This is a genomic window from Acetobacter nitrogenifigens DSM 23921 = NBRC 105050 (assembly GCF_000429165.1).
Classification (GTDB): domain Bacteria; phylum Pseudomonadota; class Alphaproteobacteria; order Acetobacterales; family Acetobacteraceae; genus Acetobacter; species Acetobacter nitrogenifigens.
Map to the genome: position 1 here is coordinate 136532 of NZ_AUBI01000002.1, position 22384 is coordinate 158915.

General features: G+C 61.6%; 16 protein-coding genes. 6 read left to right on the top strand and 10 right to left on the bottom strand.

Annotation, left to right across the window (positions count from 1 at the left end; translation table 11 throughout):
* Window positions 1-146: 146 nt before the first annotated feature.
* On the bottom strand, window positions 147-1079 hold the full coding sequence (locus G442_RS0103525) for a LysR family transcriptional regulator (protein WP_026396867.1): 933 nt from the start codon (window positions 1077-1079) through the stop codon (window positions 147-149).
* Between the two features lie 179 nt (window positions 1080-1258).
* Between G442_RS0103525 and G442_RS20730 the strand changes: the two genes are divergently transcribed.
* Both G442_RS20730 and G442_RS20735 read left to right on the top strand, forming a co-directional pair.
* Window positions 1259-2578 (top strand): DUF763 domain-containing protein, encoded by a 1320-nt coding sequence (locus tag G442_RS20730; RefSeq protein WP_051291884.1) that lies wholly within the window; start codon window positions 1259-1261, stop codon window positions 2576-2578.
* Window positions 2579-2706: 128 nt separating this feature from the next.
* On the top strand, window positions 2707-4944 hold the full coding sequence (locus G442_RS20735) for a putative bifunctional diguanylate cyclase/phosphodiesterase (RefSeq protein ID WP_051291885.1): 2238 nt from the start codon (window positions 2707-2709) through the stop codon (window positions 4942-4944).
* A 16-nt stretch (window positions 4945-4960) separates the two neighbouring features.
* Here G442_RS20735 and G442_RS20740 read toward each other — a convergent pair whose 3' ends face one another.
* Window positions 4961-6130, bottom strand: a complete 1170-nt coding sequence (locus G442_RS20740) for an acyltransferase family protein (protein ID WP_051291886.1) — start codon at window positions 6128-6130, stop codon at window positions 4961-4963.
* A gap of 155 nt (window positions 6131-6285) precedes the next feature.
* Window positions 6286-7614, bottom strand: a complete 1329-nt coding sequence (locus G442_RS0103545; RefSeq protein ID WP_026396868.1) for a hemolysin family protein — start codon at window positions 7612-7614, stop codon at window positions 6286-6288.
* A gap of 200 nt (window positions 7615-7814) precedes the next feature.
* On the opposite strand from G442_RS0103545, the gene xylB reads away from it, so the two are divergent.
* Window positions 7815-9278, top strand: coding sequence for a xylulokinase (xylB, locus tag G442_RS0103555; protein WP_026396869.1), 1464 nt, complete (start codon window positions 7815-7817; stop codon window positions 9276-9278).
* 183 nt (window positions 9279-9461) lie between these two features.
* Here xylB and G442_RS0103560 read toward each other — a convergent pair whose 3' ends face one another.
* Genes G442_RS0103560 through G442_RS0103570 form a run of 3 tightly spaced genes read right to left on the bottom strand, consistent with a single transcriptional unit; the run spans window position 9462 to window position 15283 of the window.
* On the bottom strand, window positions 9462-10916 hold the full coding sequence (locus tag G442_RS0103560) for an efflux transporter outer membrane subunit (RefSeq protein WP_246789314.1): 1455 nt from the start codon (window positions 10914-10916) through the stop codon (window positions 9462-9464).
* Between the two features lie 13 nt (window positions 10917-10929).
* A complete protein-coding gene (locus G442_RS20745; RefSeq protein WP_035376142.1) occupies window positions 10930-12105 on the bottom strand; it encodes an efflux RND transporter periplasmic adaptor subunit in 1176 nt (391 codons plus the stop codon).
* The gene (locus G442_RS0103570; RefSeq protein WP_026396871.1) at window positions 12098-15283 is read right to left on the bottom strand and encodes an efflux RND transporter permease subunit; all 3186 of its coding nucleotides are present in this window, start codon (window positions 15281-15283) and stop codon (window positions 12098-12100) included. Before G442_RS0103570 ends, G442_RS20745 begins: the two co-directional genes overlap by 8 nt.
* A 459-nt stretch (window positions 15284-15742) precedes the next feature.
* Here G442_RS0103570 and G442_RS20750 point away from each other — a divergent pair, with 459 nt between their 5' ends.
* Window positions 15743-16660: an AraC family transcriptional regulator gene (locus tag G442_RS20750; RefSeq protein ID WP_035376143.1), complete on the top strand. Its 918-nt coding sequence runs from the start codon at window positions 15743-15745 to the stop codon at window positions 16658-16660.
* Window positions 16661-16777: 117 nt separating this feature from the next.
* On the opposite strand, the gene tmpT is transcribed toward G442_RS20750, so the two are convergent.
* The gene (tmpT, locus tag G442_RS0103580) at window positions 16778-17416 is read right to left on the bottom strand and encodes a thiopurine S-methyltransferase (protein ID WP_026396872.1); all 639 of its coding nucleotides are present in this window, start codon (window positions 17414-17416) and stop codon (window positions 16778-16780) included.
* A 186-nt stretch (window positions 17417-17602) separates the two neighbouring features.
* Here tmpT and G442_RS0103585 point away from each other — a divergent pair, with 186 nt between their 5' ends.
* Both G442_RS0103585 and G442_RS0103590 read left to right on the top strand, forming a co-directional pair.
* A complete protein-coding gene (locus G442_RS0103585; RefSeq protein ID WP_026396873.1) occupies window positions 17603-19189 on the top strand; it encodes a flavin monoamine oxidase family protein in 1587 nt (528 codons plus the stop codon).
* Between the two features lie 10 nt (window positions 19190-19199).
* Entirely contained in the window at window positions 19200-19616 is a 417-nt protein-coding gene (locus G442_RS0103590; protein ID WP_026396874.1) for a c-type cytochrome, read from the top strand.
* Between the two features lie 14 nt (window positions 19617-19630).
* Here G442_RS0103590 and G442_RS20755 read toward each other — a convergent pair whose 3' ends face one another.
* Genes G442_RS20755 through phoU form a run of 3 tightly spaced genes read right to left on the bottom strand, consistent with a single transcriptional unit; the run spans window position 19631 to window position 22316 of the window.
* Entirely contained in the window at window positions 19631-20827 is a 1197-nt protein-coding gene (locus tag G442_RS20755; protein WP_051291887.1) for an ATP-binding protein, read from the bottom strand.
* Window positions 20828-20875: 48 nt separating this feature from the next.
* Complete coding sequence (locus tag G442_RS0103600; RefSeq protein ID WP_051291888.1) at window positions 20876-21601, bottom strand: response regulator; 726 nt, start codon at window positions 21599-21601, stop codon at window positions 20876-20878.
* A gap of 13 nt (window positions 21602-21614) precedes the next feature.
* Window positions 21615-22316, bottom strand: coding sequence for a phosphate signaling complex protein PhoU (gene phoU / locus G442_RS0103605; RefSeq protein WP_026396876.1), 702 nt, complete (start codon window positions 22314-22316; stop codon window positions 21615-21617).
* Between the last annotated feature and the right edge of the window lie 68 nt (window positions 22317-22384).

Below are 22384 nucleotides of genomic sequence, written 5' to 3' on the forward strand. Positions count from 1 at the left end.
CATCCGAATACAGCGAAAACGCATAACTGTTTCGGAAAAATTATTTCATCAGAAAACATCTCCGCTTAGGCGCCTTGCACTGTGAATCTGGGGTCTTCTTTCACAAGTGACTTACTTGTCGGAGGTCACTCTGCGCGGGAAGAACCTCACCCCGCTGAGCGCGTCGGCAGAGGGCGCGCCCATGGCGCTTCCCTGAAACGTTCCGCCAGAAAATCGAGCAACACGGACACGCGCGTTGGCCGCAGCGGACTCGGAGGCGTCAGAAGATGCAGTGCGATCGGCGAGATGTTCCAATCGGGCAGAACGTGGACCAGTTGGCCCGATTGCAGTTCATTCCAGACCATGAACTCGGGCAGGAACGCCAGTCCAAGGCCACGCAGCAGCGCAGGCGCAAAGGCTTCCGCGTTGTTCGCGCTGAGACGCGCCGATTGCTGGATTACAAATTCCTCGCCATCGACATGGCGCATTTTGAACACGCCGGGCGCGGTGACGTTGGTATAGACCATTCCCTGAATGTCAGAGAGTTGAGCCGGGTGGGTCGGTCCGCCCTGGCGATCCAGAAAATCGGGTGCTGCGACCAGCAGCAGTCTGACGGCGCAAAGCCTGCGCGCCCTCAATGAGGAATCAGTTAGAGACGCAATTCGCACCGCGACGTCATAGCCACCGCCAACGAGATCGATCAGGGAATCGCTGAAATCGACCGCCACGTCGATTTCCGGATAAGCCTCCAGAAAATCGGGAAGGATGGGCGCCAGATGCTGGACGCCAAACGTCATGGGAGCCGCGATCCTGACCAGCCCGCGCGGCGCCGAAGCCCCTTCCCGCGCCTCCATTTCCGCCCGCTCTCCCTCGGCCAGAATGCGGTTGGCGTGCTCCAGAGCATGGCGTCCGGCCTCGGTCAGCGCGAGTTGTCGAGACGTCCGGTTCAACAGGGAGACGTTCAGGTCCCGCTCCAGCCTCGACACCGCTTTCGAGATGGTCGGCTTGGACAGACGCAGTTCGTTCGCGGCACGGGCGAAGGAACCGAACTCCACGACTTTCGCGAAAATCGCCCAGGCTTCGAAATCAGGCAGTTTCATCGTTTGGCCTCCGGCGAATACGACGTCCGGGAGCCCCACACGCCAAAATTCATTATCCCATCTTCGTCGCCGCACCAATGCGGCCCCCGTCGCGGGGTTGCGCGCTGCGATACGATGGGCGAGCCTCGCCGGGATACCGAGGCTCTGTCAGCAGCCCCGTTGGACCAGGGAGAAAACCCATGACCCGCCGGGCCGGAAGCGCCGATTTGCCGCTGCACGGAGGACGCGTTCCAGCGTGGCTCGGCGCGCGAATGAGCAAGCTCGGCGCCGTGATCGCACAGGCGATCATCCATCATTACGGCCGGGACGAATTCCTTCGGCGGCTGGCCCACCCATTCTGGTTCCAGTCCTTCGGAGCCGTGATGGGCATGGACTGGCACTCCTCCGGCATCACCACCAGCGTCATGGGCGCGCTCAAGCGCGGCCTTGAGCCGCTGTCTGCAGAACTGGGGCTCCATGTATGCGGCGGACGAGGGCGGCATTCGCGACGCACTCCCGACGAACTCGCCGCCGTCGGCGAGCGGACCGGCCTGGACGGAAGCGCACTGGCGCGCGCAAGCAGGCTGGTGGCGAAGGTCGACAGCGCCGCCCTGCAGGACGGCTTCGCGCTTTACCTGCACAGCTTTGTCGTCGCGGATGACGGTCGCTGGGTCGTGATCCAGCAGGGCATGAACGACGCGACCCGCTATGCGCGGCGCTATCACTGGCTCTCAGAGGGTTTGAGCAGTTTTCTGGATGACCCGCACGCCGCGATTGACGGCCCCGCTCGCGGCGCGATCGTCAACCTTGCGGACAGACGCGCCGACGCGTCCCGCAACGCACAACTTTCACTGCTGTCCGACCTCGGCCCCGACGGACTGACGCGGGAGTTCGCCTTGCTGCGCGGAGAAACCGGCGCGACGACAGCGCGCCCCGATGAACCGCAGCTTCTGCTGCCGCATCTGACGATGCCGGAGCGCCACGACGTGAGGGAGACGGATGTCGTCATACGCCGCCTTCACGGCGCGCTGGCTGCGGCCGCCGACAGGGGGCCACAGGATTTTCAGGAGTTACTTCTTACCCCCGGCGTCGGCGCACGAACGGTGAACGCGCTCGCCGCAGTGGCCGAGGTGATCCACGGTGCGCCCTGCCGCTTTTCCGACCCTGCCCGCTTCTCGCTCGCACATGGTGGGAAAGATCGCGATCCTTATCCTGTTCCTACAAGGGTCTACGATCACACGCTCGCGGTTCTGAAAGCCGCAATGGAGTCGGCGAAGCTTGGGCAGGACGAACGGCTGGAGGCTATTCGACGGCTGGACGAACAGGCGCGGCGACTGGAGAGGCGCGCTTCGGGACCGGACTTCAACACATTCGTGCGAGCGGAACGCGCAGCGTCGCACGAATACGGTGGCCGCAGCGTGTTCGGATGGGAGCCCGCTCAGGAAAAAGGCCGTGATTCGACTGCGATTGAACCTCGCACAATGGCGTCGGGTTCAAACTCTTCGAGAGCGAGTAATTAACTGTCTATTATCTGGTCCAGAATAAGATACAGTCATCAAAATTCATTTCTCATCGGGGCCGGAATGACAGGCCAGAACGTTCGTTTCCGTAACGTATTGTCGCGACGCGCCTCTCCCGCGAGACGCGGATGAGACTGATCGCCATAACTGCAGACCAGATCGCCAACGAAGATCGCGCCCGCGATTTCATCATGAATTTTGAGGCGAGTTCCGAAATATCGGAATTTTTTTCAGAAAACGACGCCATTTCTCAATTTAGGGATACAGAAAACCTCAACCTCCTGCTTGTAAACTTGCGCTCTCCCCATCTGGATGGGGCCGCAGTTATCGCTCGCATCCGGGCCCAGGCCTGGGGAGAAGGAATACCAATCATCGTCATTTCCGGCCGCCAGGACCGAGAGATGCGACTGAACGTGCTTCGCGCCGAGATCACGGATTTCTTACATTCGCCCGTAGATCCGGAAGAATTCCTCATACGCGCCCGCAATCTCATTACGCTCGTCTCCTGCCGGAATGAGGCGCGACGAAGCGCCGATGCGCTGGAGCGTGAGAAGAAAGCGAACCACCGCGCCCGAGACGAATTGCTGCGCGCAAGCCATGAGCGACTGTTGCAGGTCATCGATACAGCGCCGATCATGATCAGCGCCGTGGACGCCGAGGGACGATATGTCCTCGTAAACCGCCGTCATGCGGAAATGGTTGGGGCGCCCGCATCCGCCCTGATGGGCACAATCGCCCGGTCATGGGGCGACGATGAACAGCGGTCCGAGCAACAGGCGCGTCTGGTGATTGAAACCGGACGAGCCGGCTCGCACTACGAGGAGACTTTCGTCGACGCTGCAGGCGTGGAGCGCACGCTCATGACGACCAAGGCGCCGCTGCACCTTACGCCTCCCGGAGAATCCTCCAATAAACCACTCGTTCTGACCACGTCGCTTGACATCACCAAGCGCAAGGCGGCGGAGCGAGAGCTGCATGTCCTCGCATACTACGACCAGATTACGCGCCTCCCCAATCGGCTGAAGCTGGAGATCGACCTGCTGCGGCTGAATCGTAAGAATCCGCACCAATCGTTTGCTTTGTACGCAGTCGATCTCGACCGCTTCAAGGCTATTAACGAAACGTTGGGCCATCAGGCTGGCGATGGCCTGCTGCGAGCGGTCGCAGAACGCCTTGTCGCGACTCTTCCCGCCGCCATTGTGAGCCACATCGGCGGCGACAGATTTGCGATCGTCAGCCCGCTCGACATCGGCGCGTCCAGAGACGCTGTGGAGCACGAGGCGAAGCAGATCCTCAGCGTTTTCAACGAACCGTTCGAGCTGGCCGTCTCTCATCCTGAGCGAGAGGAACCTGGCACCGTCCTTTCTACATGCAGCCTCGGCGTCGTGATTTATCGGGGGGGCGCTCTCCGCTTTGAAACTCTTCTGAAGCGTGCCGATATGGCGATGTATCGCGCCAAGGCGCGAGGCGGCAGGGGCTATGCGTTCTTCCAGCACAATATGGAGGACGCACAGGCCGCATCCATGCGCATCGAGCTCGATCTGCACAGCGCTGTGCGACGCAACGAACTCCGGTTACATTATCAGCCGGAATTCGACCTCAAATCCGGAAAAATTTTCGCTGTAGAAGCGCTCCTCCGCTGGGAACGTCGCGACGGAACCCTTCTTTCCCCCGGTTATTTTCTGACCGTCGCCGAAGAAACTGGCCTGATAGCGCCCATCACAGCATGGGTTCTCGACGAAGTCTGTCGTCAGATTGGCGTCTGGCGCGCACAGGGGCTGACCCCCCGGGTCGCGGTGAATATTTCCGGCGTCCTGTTTCGCCTTGCGGACGTGCACCAGATGGTTACCTCCGCCATCGAAAAATCGGGCGTGGACCCGGCGTCGCTGGAACTCGAATTGACGGAATCGGTGCTCATCGAAAACGTGGACTCCACCAACAGACAACTGGCGGCCCTGCGCGATCTTGGCGTGTCCATCGCTGTGGACGATTTCGGCACGGGCTATGCTTCGCTCAGCTACCTGACAAAATTCGCCGTAGACAGAATAAAAATCGACGCCTCTTTTCTCAGGCAGATCGAGGAATCCACCAACGACCAGTTCGTGGTGCGCTCGATACTAAGCCTGTGCCGCAATCTTCGCCTGAAAGTTTTGGCCGAAGGCATAGAACGCGGCGAACAGGCTCTCTGGCTTGCACGCCACGGCTGCCGCGAAGGACAGGGATTTTATTTTGCGCGCCCGAGATCTGCTGAAGACATCACGAACCTGCTTAACGCCCCGGCGATGCAGCCGCCCCGCATAATAACGCGCATATTGACGACCGAACGGACGGAACACGAAAGAACGCTGCGGACAGCAGAGTCATAAAGAAGCAATGCGAATTTCACTCAGCGATCAAGCGCCTTCCGAACCAGTGTCGGGCGGGCGTTGAAAACGTCTTTTCAACGATTGAACCTAGCCGTAACGACATAAAAAGGGCGAGAGCCGTCCACAGCCACGCATACCGGAGCCCGCAGCCGCTCCATGCGTAAACACGAATCAGCGTGTAGACGACGAACATATGCGTCAAATAAATCTCATAACTCAGCACGCCGCATCTGCGGACCCAACCTGTCCAGGGCGTAAGCACAACATTCCCCCAGCCCCCCTGAAACGCGACGAGGAGCAGCGCGACGCCCGTCGTCAGGACCAGCATGCAGCCCGCGCCTAGATACGCGCTCAGGATATCGTCAGCCAGGAACATCAGGAGTGTCATGCAAAGGCCCGCCCATCCCGCGAGATGGAACAAGGCGCTGCTTTTCATACCAGGACATTTCCGCGCCAGAAGCGCAGCGCTCACTCCCATGGCGATGGCGGACATTCCCGGCGCATAGGCCTTGTGTCGCCATATACGCGGTTCATGTGAAAGCGCGTCAAGCAGAAGCGGAAGCGACAACGCGAACGCTCCGACAAGTACAGCAAAGATCGCCGGGCGTTTGCCGACCGTCAGGCAGATCAACGGAAAAAACAGATAGAACGCTTCTTCGATCGACAATGACCACAAAACGTCCCAATTCCCCGGAAGATAACCGGTATGTCCCTCGTACCAGTTCATGTGCATGAACAGGGCAGCGAAAATAGCGCGAGGCAAACTCTGATCTGGTCGTGTGATGACGTAATCCGGCGCACCCATCAGATCCAGCAAGGCCAGCACGGCGACGAGCGCGACAAGGCACGGCAGTATCCGTGCGGCGCGGAGCGCGTAGAACTGGGCGAGACGAACGCCATCCAGTCTCTTCCAACGGCCCAGCACGGTTTGGGTGATCAGAAAACCGGAGATAACAAAGAACGCGAACACGGCGGCATGGCCGCTCGACCCGACCGCCTCCAGCAAGCGGGAGGGCAGAATCGATGCAAGATTTGTACGGGCGAGAGGGATACGCAATGCCATGTGATTAATCACCACAAGGATGATCGATACGCCGCGAATCACGTCAACGCCCTGATTCCGCCTTTTGTTTCCAGTGGCCGACGCACTGCTGACAGTCTCGAACCAGCGAAGGGTTTTCAGCATTGCGGCATCCGTATCTCCGCCCGTGAAAGCGAAAAGTCCTCAACCGTCCAGAGAGACGATGCTCATCGTTACGGAACTGCCCCTGTCAGGGTATTTCGTCATTTTCATGACGCGCCTGAAACGTCGGAGGCGCTCGCCGGCTTGACGCGTATCCGTTACCCGCGCTGTTCCAGACGCGTGACCAGAAGCTGGTTGATACGGAAGCCCTCGACGTCGACCACCTCGAACCGGAAGCCAACCGCGTCGATGCGATCGGCCTTGCGGGCCATGCGGCGAAGGCGGTGAGTCACGAAACCGCCGATCGTGTCGAAGATGTCGCTGTCCGGAAGGTCCAGCGCGCCAAGTTCGCGGATGACGTCGCCGATCGGCGCCGCCCCGTCGATAAGCCATGAATTTTCGTCACGGCGAACGATAGCCTGCTCGTCGAACGGGTTGGCGAGCCCATCCATGAGGGCGCCCATGATATCCTTGAACGTGATCAATCCGACCACAAGCCCGTATTCGTTCACCACGATGGCGAAGCCCGCCCCATGCGTGTCGAACTGGGCCAACGTGTCCCACAGATTCAGTGTCTCCGGCACGGAGAGGACGTCGCGGCGAAGCCGCGATATCGGGCTCACCGCCTGTTCGCCGCTCTGTATGATCGTCTTCGGCTCATCGACGACCGTGACCAGCACATCCTCTGCGCGGATCGAGCCAATCACCCTGTCGAGGCCGCCATTGCACAGCGGATAGCGGGAATAAGGGCGGACGCGGACTTTGTCGCGTTGAGCCTCTAGCGTTTCCTGCACGTCGAGAAAGACGATCTCGTCACGGGGCGTCATGGCGGACGTGACGGAGCGGTCTTGCAGGCCCAGCACGTTCTGGATCATCTGGTGTTCTTGTTCGAGCAGAACTCCGGACGCCGTTCCGGCGGCGAGGATGGCTCTGAGATCTTCGGGCGTAACCGGCTCGACAGCCGAGGCTGCTGGTATTTTCAGAGCGCGCAGCAACGCGTCGGAGATTTTCGAGAACACCCAGACAACCGGATAAAGCGCCCGCAGAGCGCCCGCCGGAAACCAGCCGATCGCAAGCGCGATCCTGTCTGGCGCATTCATTGCGATCCGCTTGGGCAGCAGGTCGGCGAACACGACGAACAGGCCCGTGGTCGCGACGAATCCGATAGCCGTAGCGATGCTGCTGGCGGACGCCTCGACAAATCCCCAGCGCATAAGCATGTCGGTCAACGGCGGCGCGAGCATTCCCGAACTGATCATGCCGCCCAGCACGCCGACTGAATTGAGCAGGATCTGCAGGACCGTCATCACCTGCCCGCTGTTGCGACGCAGGGCGAGGAAAGCCGTCGCGCGTTCGTCGCCCGCGTCGGCCCGGGCGCGCAGCCGCACATCGCGCGCGGCGGCGAACGATATTTCCGACATCGAGATCAGGATGCTGACAGCGATGAGCAGAACGAGGGCGATCAGGCCCAGAAACAGGAGAATCACAAGAACGACCGTCGGGTTAGCTGCTCGACGCGTCGAATGACGTACGCCGCCGGGCGAGCATACCCCGTCCGCGCGGTCAAAGGCCAGCGCTCAGGCATTTTGTCACGCCGGAACATCCGGTTCCCGGTGGCGCTGATTGAGGTTACGGTCAACAATCTGTGAATTGCGCCATCTCGCTTCTCCATGCGGAGGTAAGAGCCATGTATATCGGACTCGATCTCGGAACCTCCGGCGTCAAAGCCATTATCGTCGATGACAATCAGACCGTGGTCGCGACCCGCACGGAGTCTTTGACAGTCTCCCGGCCCCACCCGGGTTGGAGCGAGCAAGATCCTGAAGCGTGGTGGAAAGCCACACAGGCGGCTTTGGCTGGTCTCCGCCACGATGCGCCAGACGCCATGGCGAAGGTCCGCGGCCTCGGGCTTTCTGGGCAACAGCACGGCGCCGTGCTGCTTGACGCGAGGGGCGAGGTCCTGAGGCCGTGCATCCTGTGGAACGACACGCGCGCCACGGACGAGTGCGTTGAGTTCGAGCGACGCTTTCCGGAAAGCCGCTCGGTCTGCGCCAACATCGCGATGCCGGGCTTCACTGCGCCCAAGTTGATCTGGGTCGCAAGGCACGAGCCTGAAATCTTCGCGGCGACCCGTCATGTGCTGCTGCCCAAGGCATGGCTGCGCTATCGCCTGACCGGCGAGATGATCGAAGATATGTCGGACGCCTCAGGTTCGCTCTGGCTGGACGTCGGCGCCCGTCGCTGGTCGGACGAGGCTCTGGCGGCCTGCGAATTGCGTGAGACGGCGATGCCCGCGCTTTGCGAAGGAAATGCCTCCGCCGGGCGCATCAAGGCCGATCTTGCGCGTGAATGGGGCATGACGGATCAGCCCGTAGTCGCGGGGGGCGCAGGCGACAACGCCGGAGGGGCTGTCGGGCTTGGCGCGATCCGGTCCGGAAACTCATTCCTTTCGCTCGGCACCTCCGGCGTGTTGTGGACGACCACGGATGGTCTTCGTGTGGGAACGGAACGCGGCGTTCACGCTTTTTGCCACGCAGTGCCCGACATGTGGCACCAGATGGGCGTCACCATGTCGGCGGCGGCGTCACTGGCGTGGTGGTCGCGCGTGTGCGGGATTGACGAGCCTGACCTTCTTGCCGAACTGCCCGAACGGATCGAAGAACCGTCAAAAGCTGTCTTTCTTCCCTATCTGTCCGGAGAACGGACGCCCCACAACGACGCAGACATCCGGGGCGGTTTTCTCGGACTGTCGCAAGATTCCGATCGCGCCGCCATGACGCAGGCGGTGCTCGAAGGCGTTGCGTTTTCTTTCCGGGACGCCCTGGACGGTTTGCGGGCGTCAGGCTCTGTCGTGGGCGAGGCCGACGTGATCGGCGGCGGCTCGCGCAGTCCGCGCTGGGTACGCATCCTGGCGGCGGCGCTGGACATGCCGTTGCATCGGCTAAAGAACGGTGAGCTTGGCGGCTCCTTCGGGGCGGCGCGACTGGCGCGCATGGCGGTGACGGGCGAGGCGCCGGAAACCGTATGCCTCCCGGCGGAGCGTTCCGAAACCGTGCATCCCGACGCCGCTCTTCGGGACGCCTACGCCGAGCGCGTAAAAATCTATCGAGCGCTCTATCCGGCGGTTAAGGCGGCGTCAGGACGAGTGTAGCAAGCCGCGACGTTCGCGCGCCACCGGAGGGCTTCATACCCCGCCCTCCCCCTGTCGTCCGATGACACGTCCACGCTGTTCGGTTTTTAGCCCAGAAGATCGTCTTTCAGGCTTTGCTGCCGCAGGACTGCCGCTCACACACTGTTATCTTCGCGTTTAATCGCTTACCGCATCTTATTGTTTCTAGAAAATCCGCTCATCAATCGGCGTGGGCGGTCTTTTGGGCGTCGCCGCCGACCAACCGCCGCCGAGCGCCTTATACAAGGTCACGCTGTTCGACATCATCTGCAACCGCGCAGTTATTCCGCCCAACTGTGCCTCATAAAGCGAACGTTGCGCGACGAGCGTGTCCAGGTACGGATCATAACCGGCATCAAAACGTTGCCGCGCGAGCGAGTATTGCCGCGCATTGGCGGCAATGAGGTTGTCCTGCGCCTCAAGCTGCAGGCGATAGGTGTCACGCCCGACCAAAGCGTCGGCCACTTCCTTGAAGGCCGTCTGGATGGTTTTCTCGTAGCGCGCAATTTCCTCCTGCTTGCGCGCTTTCGCCTGCTTGAGCGCGGCGGTAAGGCGTCCCGCGTCAAACAACGGCAGCGTGATCTGCGGCGCCACGTTCCAGGCGCCCATGCCGCTCTGGAACAGCCGCGTGATATTGTTGCTCGCCGTTCCGTTGGTCGCCGTGATTTGAATCTTCGGAAAAAACTCGGCTCGTGCAGCGCCAATATCGTCGTTGGCCGAACGAAGCGTGTCCTCCGCCGACAGGATATCCGGACGACGCCCGATCAGGTCGGACGGAAGACCAGCCGGCACGTTCGGAAAGTCCACGACATCGCCCAGCTTCGTCTTCGCTTGCAACGCCTGTGTCGTTGACGCGTCCAGCGGCGTGCCGATCAGGAGCGTCAACTGGTCGAACGCCTCCGCACGTTGTCTTATATAGACTTGCAGATTCGCTTCAGCCTCGTGCACCGGAGCTTCCGCTTGCGCCAGATCCAGTTGCGTGCCGGTTCCGCGCGCCACCGTCTGACGGACGAGATCGTATGTGTTCCGGCGGCTTTCCAGCACATGCTGCGTCACCAGAGTCGCCTCGTTGTTGGCGACCCAACTTAACATCGACGACGCAACGCCAGCGATGACGCTGAGGCGCATGCTTTCGCGGCTGAACGCGTCGGCCATGTAACGATCGAACGCAGACTGGGAGGCGCTGCGGATACGGCCCCAGAGATCCACCTCATACGCCGACAGGCCGAAACCAACGGCGTACTGACGTGTGTAGAACGGCCCATCCGTCGTCGCCAGACTCAGGATTTTCGAATATTCTTTCTGGATATTCGCCCCGGCGCTGCCGTTAAGCATCGGGAACAGCGCAGCGTTCTCGATGTCGAACTGCGCGCTTGCCGCTGAAACCTGCTGCCTGGCTATACGCAGGTCACGATTGTTCTCCAAAGCCAATGCGATCAGGCGTTGCATCAGCGGGTCGCGATAGAACGTCGTCCAGTCGCGCATATCCGCTGCGGCTGCGGCGTCCGTCCCGGAAGCCCCCGGCCAGGTAGCCGCCACCGGCGCCGCAGGGCGATGATAGTTCGGGATCATCGTACAGCCCGACAGCGCCAGCGCGACCGCGCCAACGGCGTTTCTCATGACAACCCGCATTTTAAGCGCCTTTCGCCGGGGCGTCGGCGACCGGTTTTACGTGGCTGCCTTCCCCCAGAAAGGATGGCGGGCGGACGATCAGGCGGCTGCCGTCCGGCAACCCGGACAGAACCTCCAGACGGTCCCCAAAATCGCGCCCCACCTTGATGCTGTGCAGACGCACTTTGTCGTCGCTATCAACTGTCGCGAGGGAAAGACCATCCGCTTCGTAAATCAATGCTTCCGAAGGGATGACGATCGTTGGCGTGGGGCGCGGCAACGCGAACCGCGCCGCGACGTACAGACCGGAGGCAAGCTTTCCCTCGCGGTTGTCCAGTTCAACCTCCACAGGCAACATCCTGCTGCCCCGCTCAAGCGCGAAGCCCGTACGCGTGACGACGCCCGAAAAATTCTCCCCCGGCCGGTCCGGCGTCGTCACCGTCACCGGCGCGCCCATCGCAACCCCCGCCGCATCCGTCTGCGGCACGTGGACGCGCACACGCAGCCGGTCCGTACGCGCCACGACGAACAGCGGCGTCGCCTGTGCGTTGTCCGCGCTGACCAGATCCCCAGCTTCGACGTTGCGCACAGTTACGACGCCATCGAACGGCGCCACGACTGTCGTGTAAGCCTTGCGTTGCGCCGTTTCGGCCAGTGCCGCGTCCGCCGCCGCCTGCTCCGCCGCCCGCGCATCCTGTGTAATGCGGTCAACATCGAAATTCTGGCGGCTAACGGCGCCGCCGCTGACCAGTCCGCCTGAACGCTGCGCCGTCACCTTGGCGAGCGCGAGGTTAGCCCGAGTTTGTGCGAGCGACGCCTGCGCACGCGCGACCTGCCGGTCGAGTTCCGGCGCGCGGATGATCGCCAGAACGTCGCCCGCTTTCACCACGCTGCCGATATCGACGTTTCTCTTCTCGATATAGCCTGAAGCGCGTGCGCCGATCGCCGCCGTCTCCAGCGGAGCCGTCTCGCCAGGCAGTTCCAGCGTGACGGGCTTTTCGTCAAAATGCACCGTCATGACACGCACGTCCGGCGCCTGCGTCGCCCGCGTACTGGCCAGCGCGCGAACGCTGACGGAACGTTCAACATGCCCGTAAACGCCATAGGCGAGCAGGACCAGAACCCCGACCCCAACCAGCGGCGCTATGCGGGAGCCACCAGCGGGAGCTGCGGAAGAATGTTTAACCGGCTCAGACATTCTCATAATCCTCAAGAATGCGGCTCTCACGCCGACGTAAACGGCTATACAGCCAGGGAACCACAAACAGCGTGGCGCAGGTTCCAGCGAGAAGGCCGCCGATCACTGCGCGGCCGAGCGGTGCGTTCTGTTCGCCGCCGTCGCCCAGTCCCAGCGACATCGGCAACATGCCGATCACCATCGCCATGGATGTCATCAGGATGGGGCGCAGACGCGCGCGCCCGGCTTCGAGCGCCGCCGCCGTCGCATCCAGCCCTTCCGCCCGCCGCTCTTTCGCGAAGGTGACGAGAAGGATCGAATTGGCGCTGGCGACGCCGACGCTCATGATCGCGCCCATCAGCGAGGGTACCGAAAACGTCGTTCCTGTGACGAAGAGCATGAACACGATGCCGCACATTCCTCCGGGAAGCCCAAGAACGATCACGAAAGGATCTGTAAAGGACTGGAAGTTGACCACCATCAGCAGATAGACCGCGATCGCCGCCACCAGCAGACCTATGCCGAGCCTGCCGAACGCCGAGTGCATGCTCTCGATCTGCCCCTGCACCACAACCGTATTTCCCGCCGATAGCTCATGACGGTGCCTGGAAACGACACGGTCTATCTCTCGCGCTATGGAACCGAGATCCCGGCCTTCCACGCTTGCGTCGATATCCAGCGTCGGCTGGATGTTGCTGTGCGAGATCACGTTCTGCGCCACGCCGCGTTCGACGGAGGCGACATTGCCGAGCAGGGCGGATGTCTTGTCCGCCCCGACGGCGGACGCGATGACAGTGTTTTGCAGATCTCTGACGTCTCCGACTTTATATTGCGGCGTCTGCACAGCGAGCGGATACTGGATGCCGGTCTTCGGATCGACCCAGAAATTGGGTGTGACCGTATTGGAAGACGCAAGCGACACCATCACGTTGCGCGCGACGTCGTCCATCGTCAGGCCAAGATCTTCCGCGCGCTGCCTGTCGATCGCAACCTTGAGTTCCGGTGCGGAAAGCTGCTGATGCAACCGCACGTCCACAAGACCCGGAATGGTCGAAACCTCCTTGCGGATTTCCTGCATGACTTTGCGGTTATTGACTGCGTCGTAACCGGCGATACGGATATCGACCTGAGCAGGAACGCCGAAATTCAGAATCTGCGTGACGATGTCGGCGGGCTGGAAATAGAAGACGCAATCCGGAAACCGGCGGGCAAGTTCCGTCCGCAGCTTACGGACATACTCCGCCGTGGGACGATGATCCTTCGCCAGTTCCACCATGACCTGTCCGTCGTTCGTGCCAACAGTGGAGCCGTCGTCGAACGGCATCGAGTAACGGAAGGGAATGCCAATATTGTCCAGAAGCAGGACGCGTTCTTCAGCCGGGACAACCTCGCGGATGACGTTCTCGACCTGATCGAACAGTTTCTCCGTCGTCTCGATCCGCGTGCCCTCCGGCGCGCGGATGTGCAACTTGAACTCCCCGGCGTCGATGGACGGGAAAAAATCCTGCCCGACCTGGGTCGCCAGCACGCCAGCGGCGACAAGCGCCACGCCGCCAATTGCTGGCACTTTCCATGAACTTCTGATCAAGCGCTCCAGCGTCAACAGATAGCGCGCCCTCAACCGCTCGAAACGGGCGTCGAACCAGACGCCAAATCGTGCGAACCGATCCGGCGGCAGGCCTTTTTCTCGCCTGCGCTCGGCTGCGTCTTCCTCCGAACGCAGCAGCAGAGCTGCAAAGATCGGCGCGAGCGTTCGGCTGACGGCATAGGAGGCGAGCATGGCGTACACGACGGCCAGAGCCATCGGCGTAAACAGAAATCGCGACGGTCCGGTCAGAAATTCGACCGAGATGAACACGCAGGAAATCGCCAGCGTCGAGACTAAAGTGGGCAGCGCAATTCCCGCCGCGCCGTCAAGAACTGCCTGCTGAAGGCTCAGACCTTCGTGCCGCAGGCGATGGATATTCTCGATGGTCACAGTCGCGTCGTCGACGAGAATGCCGACCGCAAGCGCCAGACCGCCCAGCGTCATCAGATTCAGCGTCTGGCCTGTCCATGACAGCACCGCGATGGACGACAGGATCGACAGCGGAATGGAGATCGCGACGATCAGCGTCGAACGCCAACTGGCCAAAAACGCGAGAATCATAGCGGCCGTCAGAAGCCCCGCGATCACCGCCTCCGACGCCACGCCCGTAATGGCCGCCTTGACGAACACGGATTGATCAAACATCTCGTCGATAGCCATGCCTTTCGGTGCGGCTGCACGCGTGACCGGAAGCACCTTGTCACGGATCGCGTTCACGACGTCGAGCGTCGAGGCGTTGCCCGCTTTCATGATCGACAGCAGGACCGAGCGCCGCCCCTCTTTTCGGACCACGTTCTGCTGCACGGCCCATCCGTCACGCACCGTCGCCACATCAGCGATACGGGTCAGTGCGCCTGTCGACAGATCCCGCCTGAGCGGCACGTCGTTCAGGCGCGCGGCGACGTCGGGCATCCCGTTCACGTGAATATCGTATTGCGTCGCACCGAATTTCACCGTTCCACCCGGCAGTGTGAGATTCTGCGCCATAATCGCGTTCGACACGTCGAGCGGGGTCAGCCCGAGACCGGCGAGACGCATGGAGTCGATATCGACCATGACCTGCCTGATCTTTCCGCCATAGGGCGGCGGCAGCAGGGTTCCCGGAATTGGCGCAAGTTGCTGCCTGACGCGGTAGATACCGTAATCGTACAATTCGCTCTCGGTCAGCTTGTCAGATGACAAGGACAACTGGAGCACCGGCACGCTGGATGCGCTGTATTGCATGATGATCGGCGGCTGAACCCCCGGCGGCAAAAACGCACGGATGGAGTTCGTCGCCGATACGGTCTGCGCCACGGCGAGATCGACGTTTACGCCAGGCTGGAAATACAGTTTTTCCAGAACAAGGCCCGGGGTAGTCTGGCTCTCAATCGTGCGGAGATTGTTGACGAAAAAGCTCTCAGAGAACTCCGTATACGTCGTAAGCCTCTTTTCCGTCTCCGTAGCGTCCAGTCCATCATAATACCAGACCACGGTCACGACGGGGATATCGATATTAGGAAACACGTCGGTCGGCGTACGGAAGACCGCCGTCACACCGAGAAGGACGACCAGCACTCCGGCGACAAGAAACGTGTACGGCCGTCGGAGCGCGAAGGCGACTATACCCATGAAACTCTCTGTCTGGCAGGCTCGGAAGGACGGCTGCGTCCTTCCTGCCGTCGGATTGCACGACGGTGGCTAGCGCTTCGCCATAACTGCGGAACGTGACGGAACGCGCCCGATCGACGTGGATGACGTCAATTCGAGCGGGCGGTCAGTGTCTGCGCGGATTATGCAAAAATCCCCGTAGCCTGCGGTAGCGCAATCCGACCAGAAGCTTGCACGATTCTTCCATCCGCGCGGAAAAATCTCTCTTCAGGAGCCGCCCTCCGACTGAAATAACCACTGTTTAAGGGGTGATTCAGGTGTGTTTTCTCTCATTGCATTTTTTCCGATAGCCTAATGCGCCCAAATAATTGCACGATCCGATCAATTGCCTATTTTTCACCTCTGAGCGAATCGGGCATACGGCTATACTGTTTGACCAACAGGCTACGGTCCGCTGCGCCAACCATCGGAGAGAGGGTCATGCAGAATACGCTGGAACATTTGCGCACCTCCATCGCACGCCATTGCCCGGATGCAATATGCCGGTCGATCGTGCCCGGACTGCTGCTATTTCGCGCAGAAGCTCCGACCACGCCGATGGACGCGGTCTACGAGCCCCGGTTCTGCGTGATCGTTCAGGGCGCCAAGCAGGTCATGCTGTGCGACCAGACATTCGAATATGACTCAAGCAAGTTCATGGTCACCGCCGTCGACCTTCCCGTCACCAGCCAGGTGGTCCGCGCTTCGCGAGAAGAGCCTTATCTCGCCCTGTGCTTCACGCTTGATCCTGTGCAGATCGCCGACCTGCTTGTCGACATGCGAAATGACGAGGCGCTATCCGGGCCATTATGCCCTTCTTGCATACGTTTCAGCGATCTGACTCACGACATCCTCGACCCGGTCACGCGCATAGTCGATTTGCTGGATCGCCCTCAGGATATCCCGATCTTGTTCCCGCTTTACACGCGCGAATTGCTCTATCGTATTTTAATGGGACCGCAGGGGCAGGTGCTGCGCCAGATTGCGACGGCAGGAAGCAGCCTTTCGCAACTCAACCGCGCTATCGGCTGGATTCGCGAGCATTACGCAAGCTCTTTTGAGATCGCGTCTCTTGCCCGGCGCGCCGGCATGAGTCCTTCTTCCTTCCACCGTCATTTCCGGGCCGCGACCATGATGAGTCCGCTGCAGTACAGAACCCGCCTGCGGTTGCAGGAAGCGCGACGCCTGCTGCTTATTCCTGGCGCAGACGCTGCTGAAGTCGGCTTTGCAGTCGGCTACGACAGCCCCTCACAGTTTAGCCGTGAATACCGCCGCATGTTCGGAAGCCCCCCGGCGCGGGACACCCGGGAGTTGCGTCTCCAGTCCGGCGCCATGCCGGAAATGACGATGGCGAACTGAAGGTTCGTTCGGTACTGTCGACATGCGCTGACAAACGGGCGTCCTCCTCCAGAGAGCGGCCGAAAACTCATGCAAACGGGCGCCACTTCTAATAAGGCGGCCGCCACAGAGATCGTCTCACCGGGGCATTAAAAGCCAGTAGGTCTCCGTTGCCGGACCGGCTTTCCTGAACCCGCCGGGAATGTCGGTTCGCTCGATCATTTCGATCACATACCGGTCGCCGTAGCGCCTCCGGATTTCCTCTTCCCCAACCGAGAACGGCGGCCCGGAAGCCATCGCCTGATCATAGGCGATCGTCACCAGAAACTGCGGCGCGTGGCCAGCCAGCGCCATGACCTGGTCAGCGTATCTTGCACGCATTGGCTCCGGCAGTGCGATCAACGCGGCGCGATCGTATGTTGCATCGACATGCCCCAGCGTGAGCACGCTCAGGTCGAAGATATCCCCGACAAGAAGCGTCAGCCCTTCGACCTCGAAACATTCGAACACGCCACACATGGAGACGACGGGCGTCAGTCCGCTCTCTTCGAAGAACTGCTCTACGGCGTTGCGCGCCAGTTCGACGCCGACGATCGACATTCCCTGGGCGCGCAGCCAAAGCATGTCATGGCTTTTACCGCACAGCAGCGCAAAAACGCGGGCGCCGGGACGCAGACGCATTTTGGTCCAATGCCTGCGCAAGAACGCGTTGGTGTCCGGCTGATGAAAACCGATCTCGTTTTCACGCCATTTTTTCAACCAGAATTCACGATCCACGGCGGCGGCCTTCGTCAGTGCGCGAGACGGTCAGAAATAAATCCGGCGACTGGGCGCCGCAAGCGGAACAGTCCCTTACGCCTTGCTGATCGTCGCCGGAGCATGATAGCAGCTCAATGCTAGAGCGTATCGAAGTGAGATCCAGCACGGCGATGCGCGTCCACAACCGAAAGGCATACGGGACGCATGTCAGGTACGACACGCCGACAAATCCTCACTTCGATCGGCCTTATGGGCGGCGCGGCGGCGCTATATCAGGCAATGACCGTGCTTGGGCACGCAGCGGAATCCCGGTTCACCGGACCGCCCAACCTGCAAACCCACCGCAAGGGCCAGACCGTGCTGGTGCTCGGCGCGGGGTTGGCTGGAATGCTCGCCGCCTACGAACTCCGCAAGGCGGGGTACTCCGTCCGGATTCTCGAGTATCAGGCGCGCACGGGCGGCCGGAACTGGACCCTTCGAGGCGGCGACCGTGTCGCGGAAATGGGCGGCGCGGTTCAGGACGTGAAATTCGCGGCCGGGAACTACATCAACCCCGGACCGTGGCGCGTCCCTTACCACCATCGCGCGCTTCTGCACTATTGCCGCGCTTTTGGCGTCAGTCTGGAGCCGTTCATTCAGCTGAACTACAATGCGCTCGTTCACAGCAGCGACACGTTCGGCGGCAAACCCCAGCGCTACAGGGACGTGGCCGCCGATTTTACCGGCAACGTCGCGGAACTTCTCGCGAAATCCATTGATTCGCACACGCTGGACAAGGAGCTGACGCAGGAGGATCGCGCGCGCGTCCGCGAAGCGATGCGCGGCTGGGGCGTTCTTGACGGCGACATGCGCTACACCAGCACCCTGCATCTCGGCTCCCGGCGCGGCTGGGACCAGCGTCCGGGCGGTGGTCCTGACGGCGCGCCTGTCCCGGTTTCCACGTCTTCCCTGCTCGACCGGCACGATCTGTTCGCGCCGCCGGTCTGGCAGGCGCTTTCCTATTTCATGAATTACGAGATGCAGACGACGATGTTCCAGCCCGTCGGCGGCGTGGACATGATCGGCAAGGGATTCGCAGCACAGGTGTCCGACCTGTTCACGATGAACGCGCGCGTCACACGCATCGCCCAGGACGATCACGGCGTGAGCGTGTCATGGACGCACACCGAGACCGGAGCGACAGCTGTCGAGAAAGCGGACTGGTGCGTCTGCACCATACCGCTCTCGATCCTCAGCCAGATCGACGTGCAGGTTTCCCCTGCCATGCGCGCAGCGATCGGCGCCGTTCCCTACACCTCCCACATCAAGATGGGGCTGGAGTTCAAGCGGCGCTTCTGGGAGGAAGATGAAGGGATTTATGGCGGGATCAGTTTCACAAGCCAGGAAATTTCCCAGATCTCATATCCAAGTTACGGGTTCCACAAGCCCGGACCGGCCGTACTGCTTGGCGCCTACACGAAAAACATGGCCGGGCTCGACATCGCTGGCATGACGCCTGCGGAACGCATCGAACTCGGGCTCAAGCAGGGCGAGGTCTTTCACTCGCAATATCGCAAGGAATTCAGCAACGGCGTCGCCGTAGCATGGAGCCGGATGCCGGGTTCGCTTGGCTGCTGCGCGATGTGGAGCGAGGAAAGCCGCAAACAGCACTACCGCAACCTGACGACAATGGACGGACGCGTCGTGCTGGCGGGCGAGCATGCGTCCTATCTGGGCTGCTGGCAGGAAGGCGCGCTTCTGTCGTCGCTCGACGCCATCACCCAGCTCAACAAACGCGCGCAGGCGAATTGAAGGCGGTCCCATGAAAAACCTCAGATCGACGCTTTCCATTCTCGCCCTGTTGTCCGTCCTCCCCGTCGCCGCACGCGCCGACTCTCCCGGAGCCGGCGGAGACCGTGATGCGACTATGGCCACCGGGGCCGAGACGTATAAACATGTGTGTCAGGCCTGCCATATGGCGAATGGTAAGGGCGGCGTCGGCGCAGCCGTGATCCCGGCGCTTGCGGGCAACCCGAAGCTGGCGTCCCCGATCTATCCCGCTACCGTCGTGCTTAACGGTTATGGCGCAATGCCATGGTTCAACGGCGTTCTGACGCCGCAACAGATCGCAGACGTAGTGAACTACGTCCGGACGCATTTTGGAAATTCCTACAAGGATACGATTACTGTCGACACTGTGAAGGCGATGGCGGGGCCGGCGCCGCACCCCATGCACTGAAGTTTGCCGTGCGCTCAGGCCAGAAGAAGCGAAGGGCGTTCGCGCGCTTCGCGCCGCCCTGAGCGCGCTGGAAGCCACACCATACAACGGGTGCCGACTCCCGGTTCGCTCTCAATGCTGAACCGTCCTTCGTGCCGGTCGACGACATGACGCACGATGGCGAGCCCCAGTCCATAACCGCTGGCGTCCGTGACAGCCGGACCATTTTCGACGCGATAAAAGCGTTCGGTAAGACGCGGCAGATGACGCGCCTCGATCCCCGGCCCGTTATCGGCGACGATGAACGACACGCCCGCCTTTCCGCCCACTGCGACCTCAGCGACGGACAGCGTGACGCGCGGTGCGCGTCCCTTGACCGTGCTTGCGTATTTCACCGCATTTTCAAGAAGATTCAACAGAATCTGTACAATCTGGTCCTCGTCTCCCGGACAGACGAAGGGGGTCGGCTCCGTCTCCATCGTCATCCCCCGCGCGGCGAGCAAGGGCGCTGACTCGTCGCGGACGCGGGCGACCACGTCCTCGGCGTTCACTTCGCCCCGAGGCTTGCGGTGCTCCATCATCTCGACCCGGGAAAGCGCCAGAAGCTGGTCGATCAGGCGCTGCATACGCCCGGCCTGTCCCGCCATGATCCCGAGGAACTGCTGTTGCGCCTCCGGATCGTCCGCGGCTGGTCCGCGCAAGGTTTCGATGAAACCGATCAGCGCCGCCAAAGGCGTGCGCAGCTCATGGCTGGCGTAGGCGACGAAATCCGATCGAACCCGCTCGACCGCATCCTGCTCCGAGTGGTCGAACAGCATCGCCAGCACGCGCCCCGAACCGCCGGGCAGCAACCTGAACGCGCCCCGCACCACACGCCTGACCGGAACGTCGATGACGATGTCCGCAGCTGCCTCGATCGTTTCCGAGTCCAGACGCCGCAACGCCGCATAGACGTCCGGATGACGGATAATGGTGCCGATCACGTCGCCAAAAGCCGCCAGCGCCTCCGCATTGGCGAATCTGAGCACGCCCTGAATGTCGAGGAGCAGCGCTGGTTCAGGAAGGAGATCCAGCGTCTCTTCCAGGGTCGCACCCGCTGCGCCAACGCTCTCGACGCCCAGAACCGGTCCGAGAACACCGCGCACCGCTCGGCGCGAAGCGACGAGATACCCGGCGACAAAGCCCGCCAGCGTCCCGCCGCCAAGACAAAACCCCAGCACGACATCCGTCATTTCGGGAGAACTCCCGTACGGCCGGACGCTGCGGCCGCGGCTTTCGGGTCAGTCAGGCGTGTTGTCCAGCGCATACCCGGCCGAACGCACGGTGCGGATCAGATCGGCCTCGCCGGGCGCATTGATCTCGCGCCGGAGCCGACGGATGTGGACATCGACCGTGCGGATTTCGACGTGAATGTTCTCGCCCCAGATGGCCTTCAGAATATCCTCACGAGAAAACACCCTTCCCGGGCGGCGCATGAAGAATTCCAGCAGTCTGTATTCAGTCGGACCAAGCTGGATCTTGCGCCCGCTCCGCTCCACCCGATGCTTGGTGGGGTCGAGCACGATGTCTTCGAAACGCAGTTCGTCATAGGTGACGTTCATGCGGCGAAGCATCGCCTTTATGCGCGCGTCCAGCGTCGCGATGCTGCATGGCTTGGTGAGGTAGTCGTCCGCCCCGTTCTCAAGCCCGCTGATCGCATCTGTCTCTTCGCTACGCGCCGTCAACATGATGACCGGAATGGCGTTGTCCCCAGGAAGCGCGCGCAGACGGCGGCAGACATCGAGCCCCGACATCCCGCCCGGCAGCATCCAGTCCAGCAGCACGAGGTCCGGCCGTGCAGCGGATACGGCGTTCAGGGCCGCAGCCCCGTCACTCGCCACGTCAACGGCGTAGCCGAGTTTCTCCAGGTTGTAGCGCATCATCACCTGCAGGGACGGATCGTCCTCGACGACCAGAAGCCTTGCGCCCCTGCCGGCGCCGCCTGCATCCTGCGTTTCCACGTTCATCGCCGGGTTTCCTTCAGGCGACGGTCGTCGGGCCGAGGCCGCCACGCGGCCTTACCGACGGCAGCATCTCGCCGGTGGCGGCGTAGTAGACGCGTTCTGCGATATTGGTCGTGTGGTCGCCGATGCGCTCGAGATTTTTCGCCACGAACAGAAGATGGATGCAGGCGCCGATATTGCGCGGATCCTCCATCATGTAGGTGACAAGTTCACGGAACATGGCGGTGTACAGCTCATCGACCGCTGTATCGGATTGCCATACCTCGATGGCGCGATCACGATCGCGCTGGGTCAGGGCGTCGATGCCGCGCCGCAGGTTCTCCTGCACCAGCCGACCCATGTTGCGCAGGCCGATCAGCGAGAGGTTGTTTTCCATCTCCAGCTTCATCGCCCGGCGCGCGATAGACGAGGCATAGTCTCCAATCCGCTCCAGATCGCCGGTAATCTTCAGAGCCGCGACGATTTCGCGCAGGTCCACAGCCATCGGCGACCGCAGGGCCAGAATACGGATGGCCAGCGCTTCCGCCTCCCGCTCCAGACTGTCAACTTCCGGGTCGAGTTCGGGCGCCTCGGCAGCCGCTTCTTCGTCCCGATCGACGATCGCGCTTACCGCGCGCGCCGTCTGGCGCTCGACCAGGCCGCCCATGCGCGCCATCAGGCTGCGCAGGCGTTCAAGCTCCTGCTCGTAACTTTTGACTGTATGCGTGGCCTCGGTCATCGCAACGATCCTAACTTCGCCCTTTCGGGCTTAACTGTGCACAGCGACCGGTCGGACCGCCGTCGTCC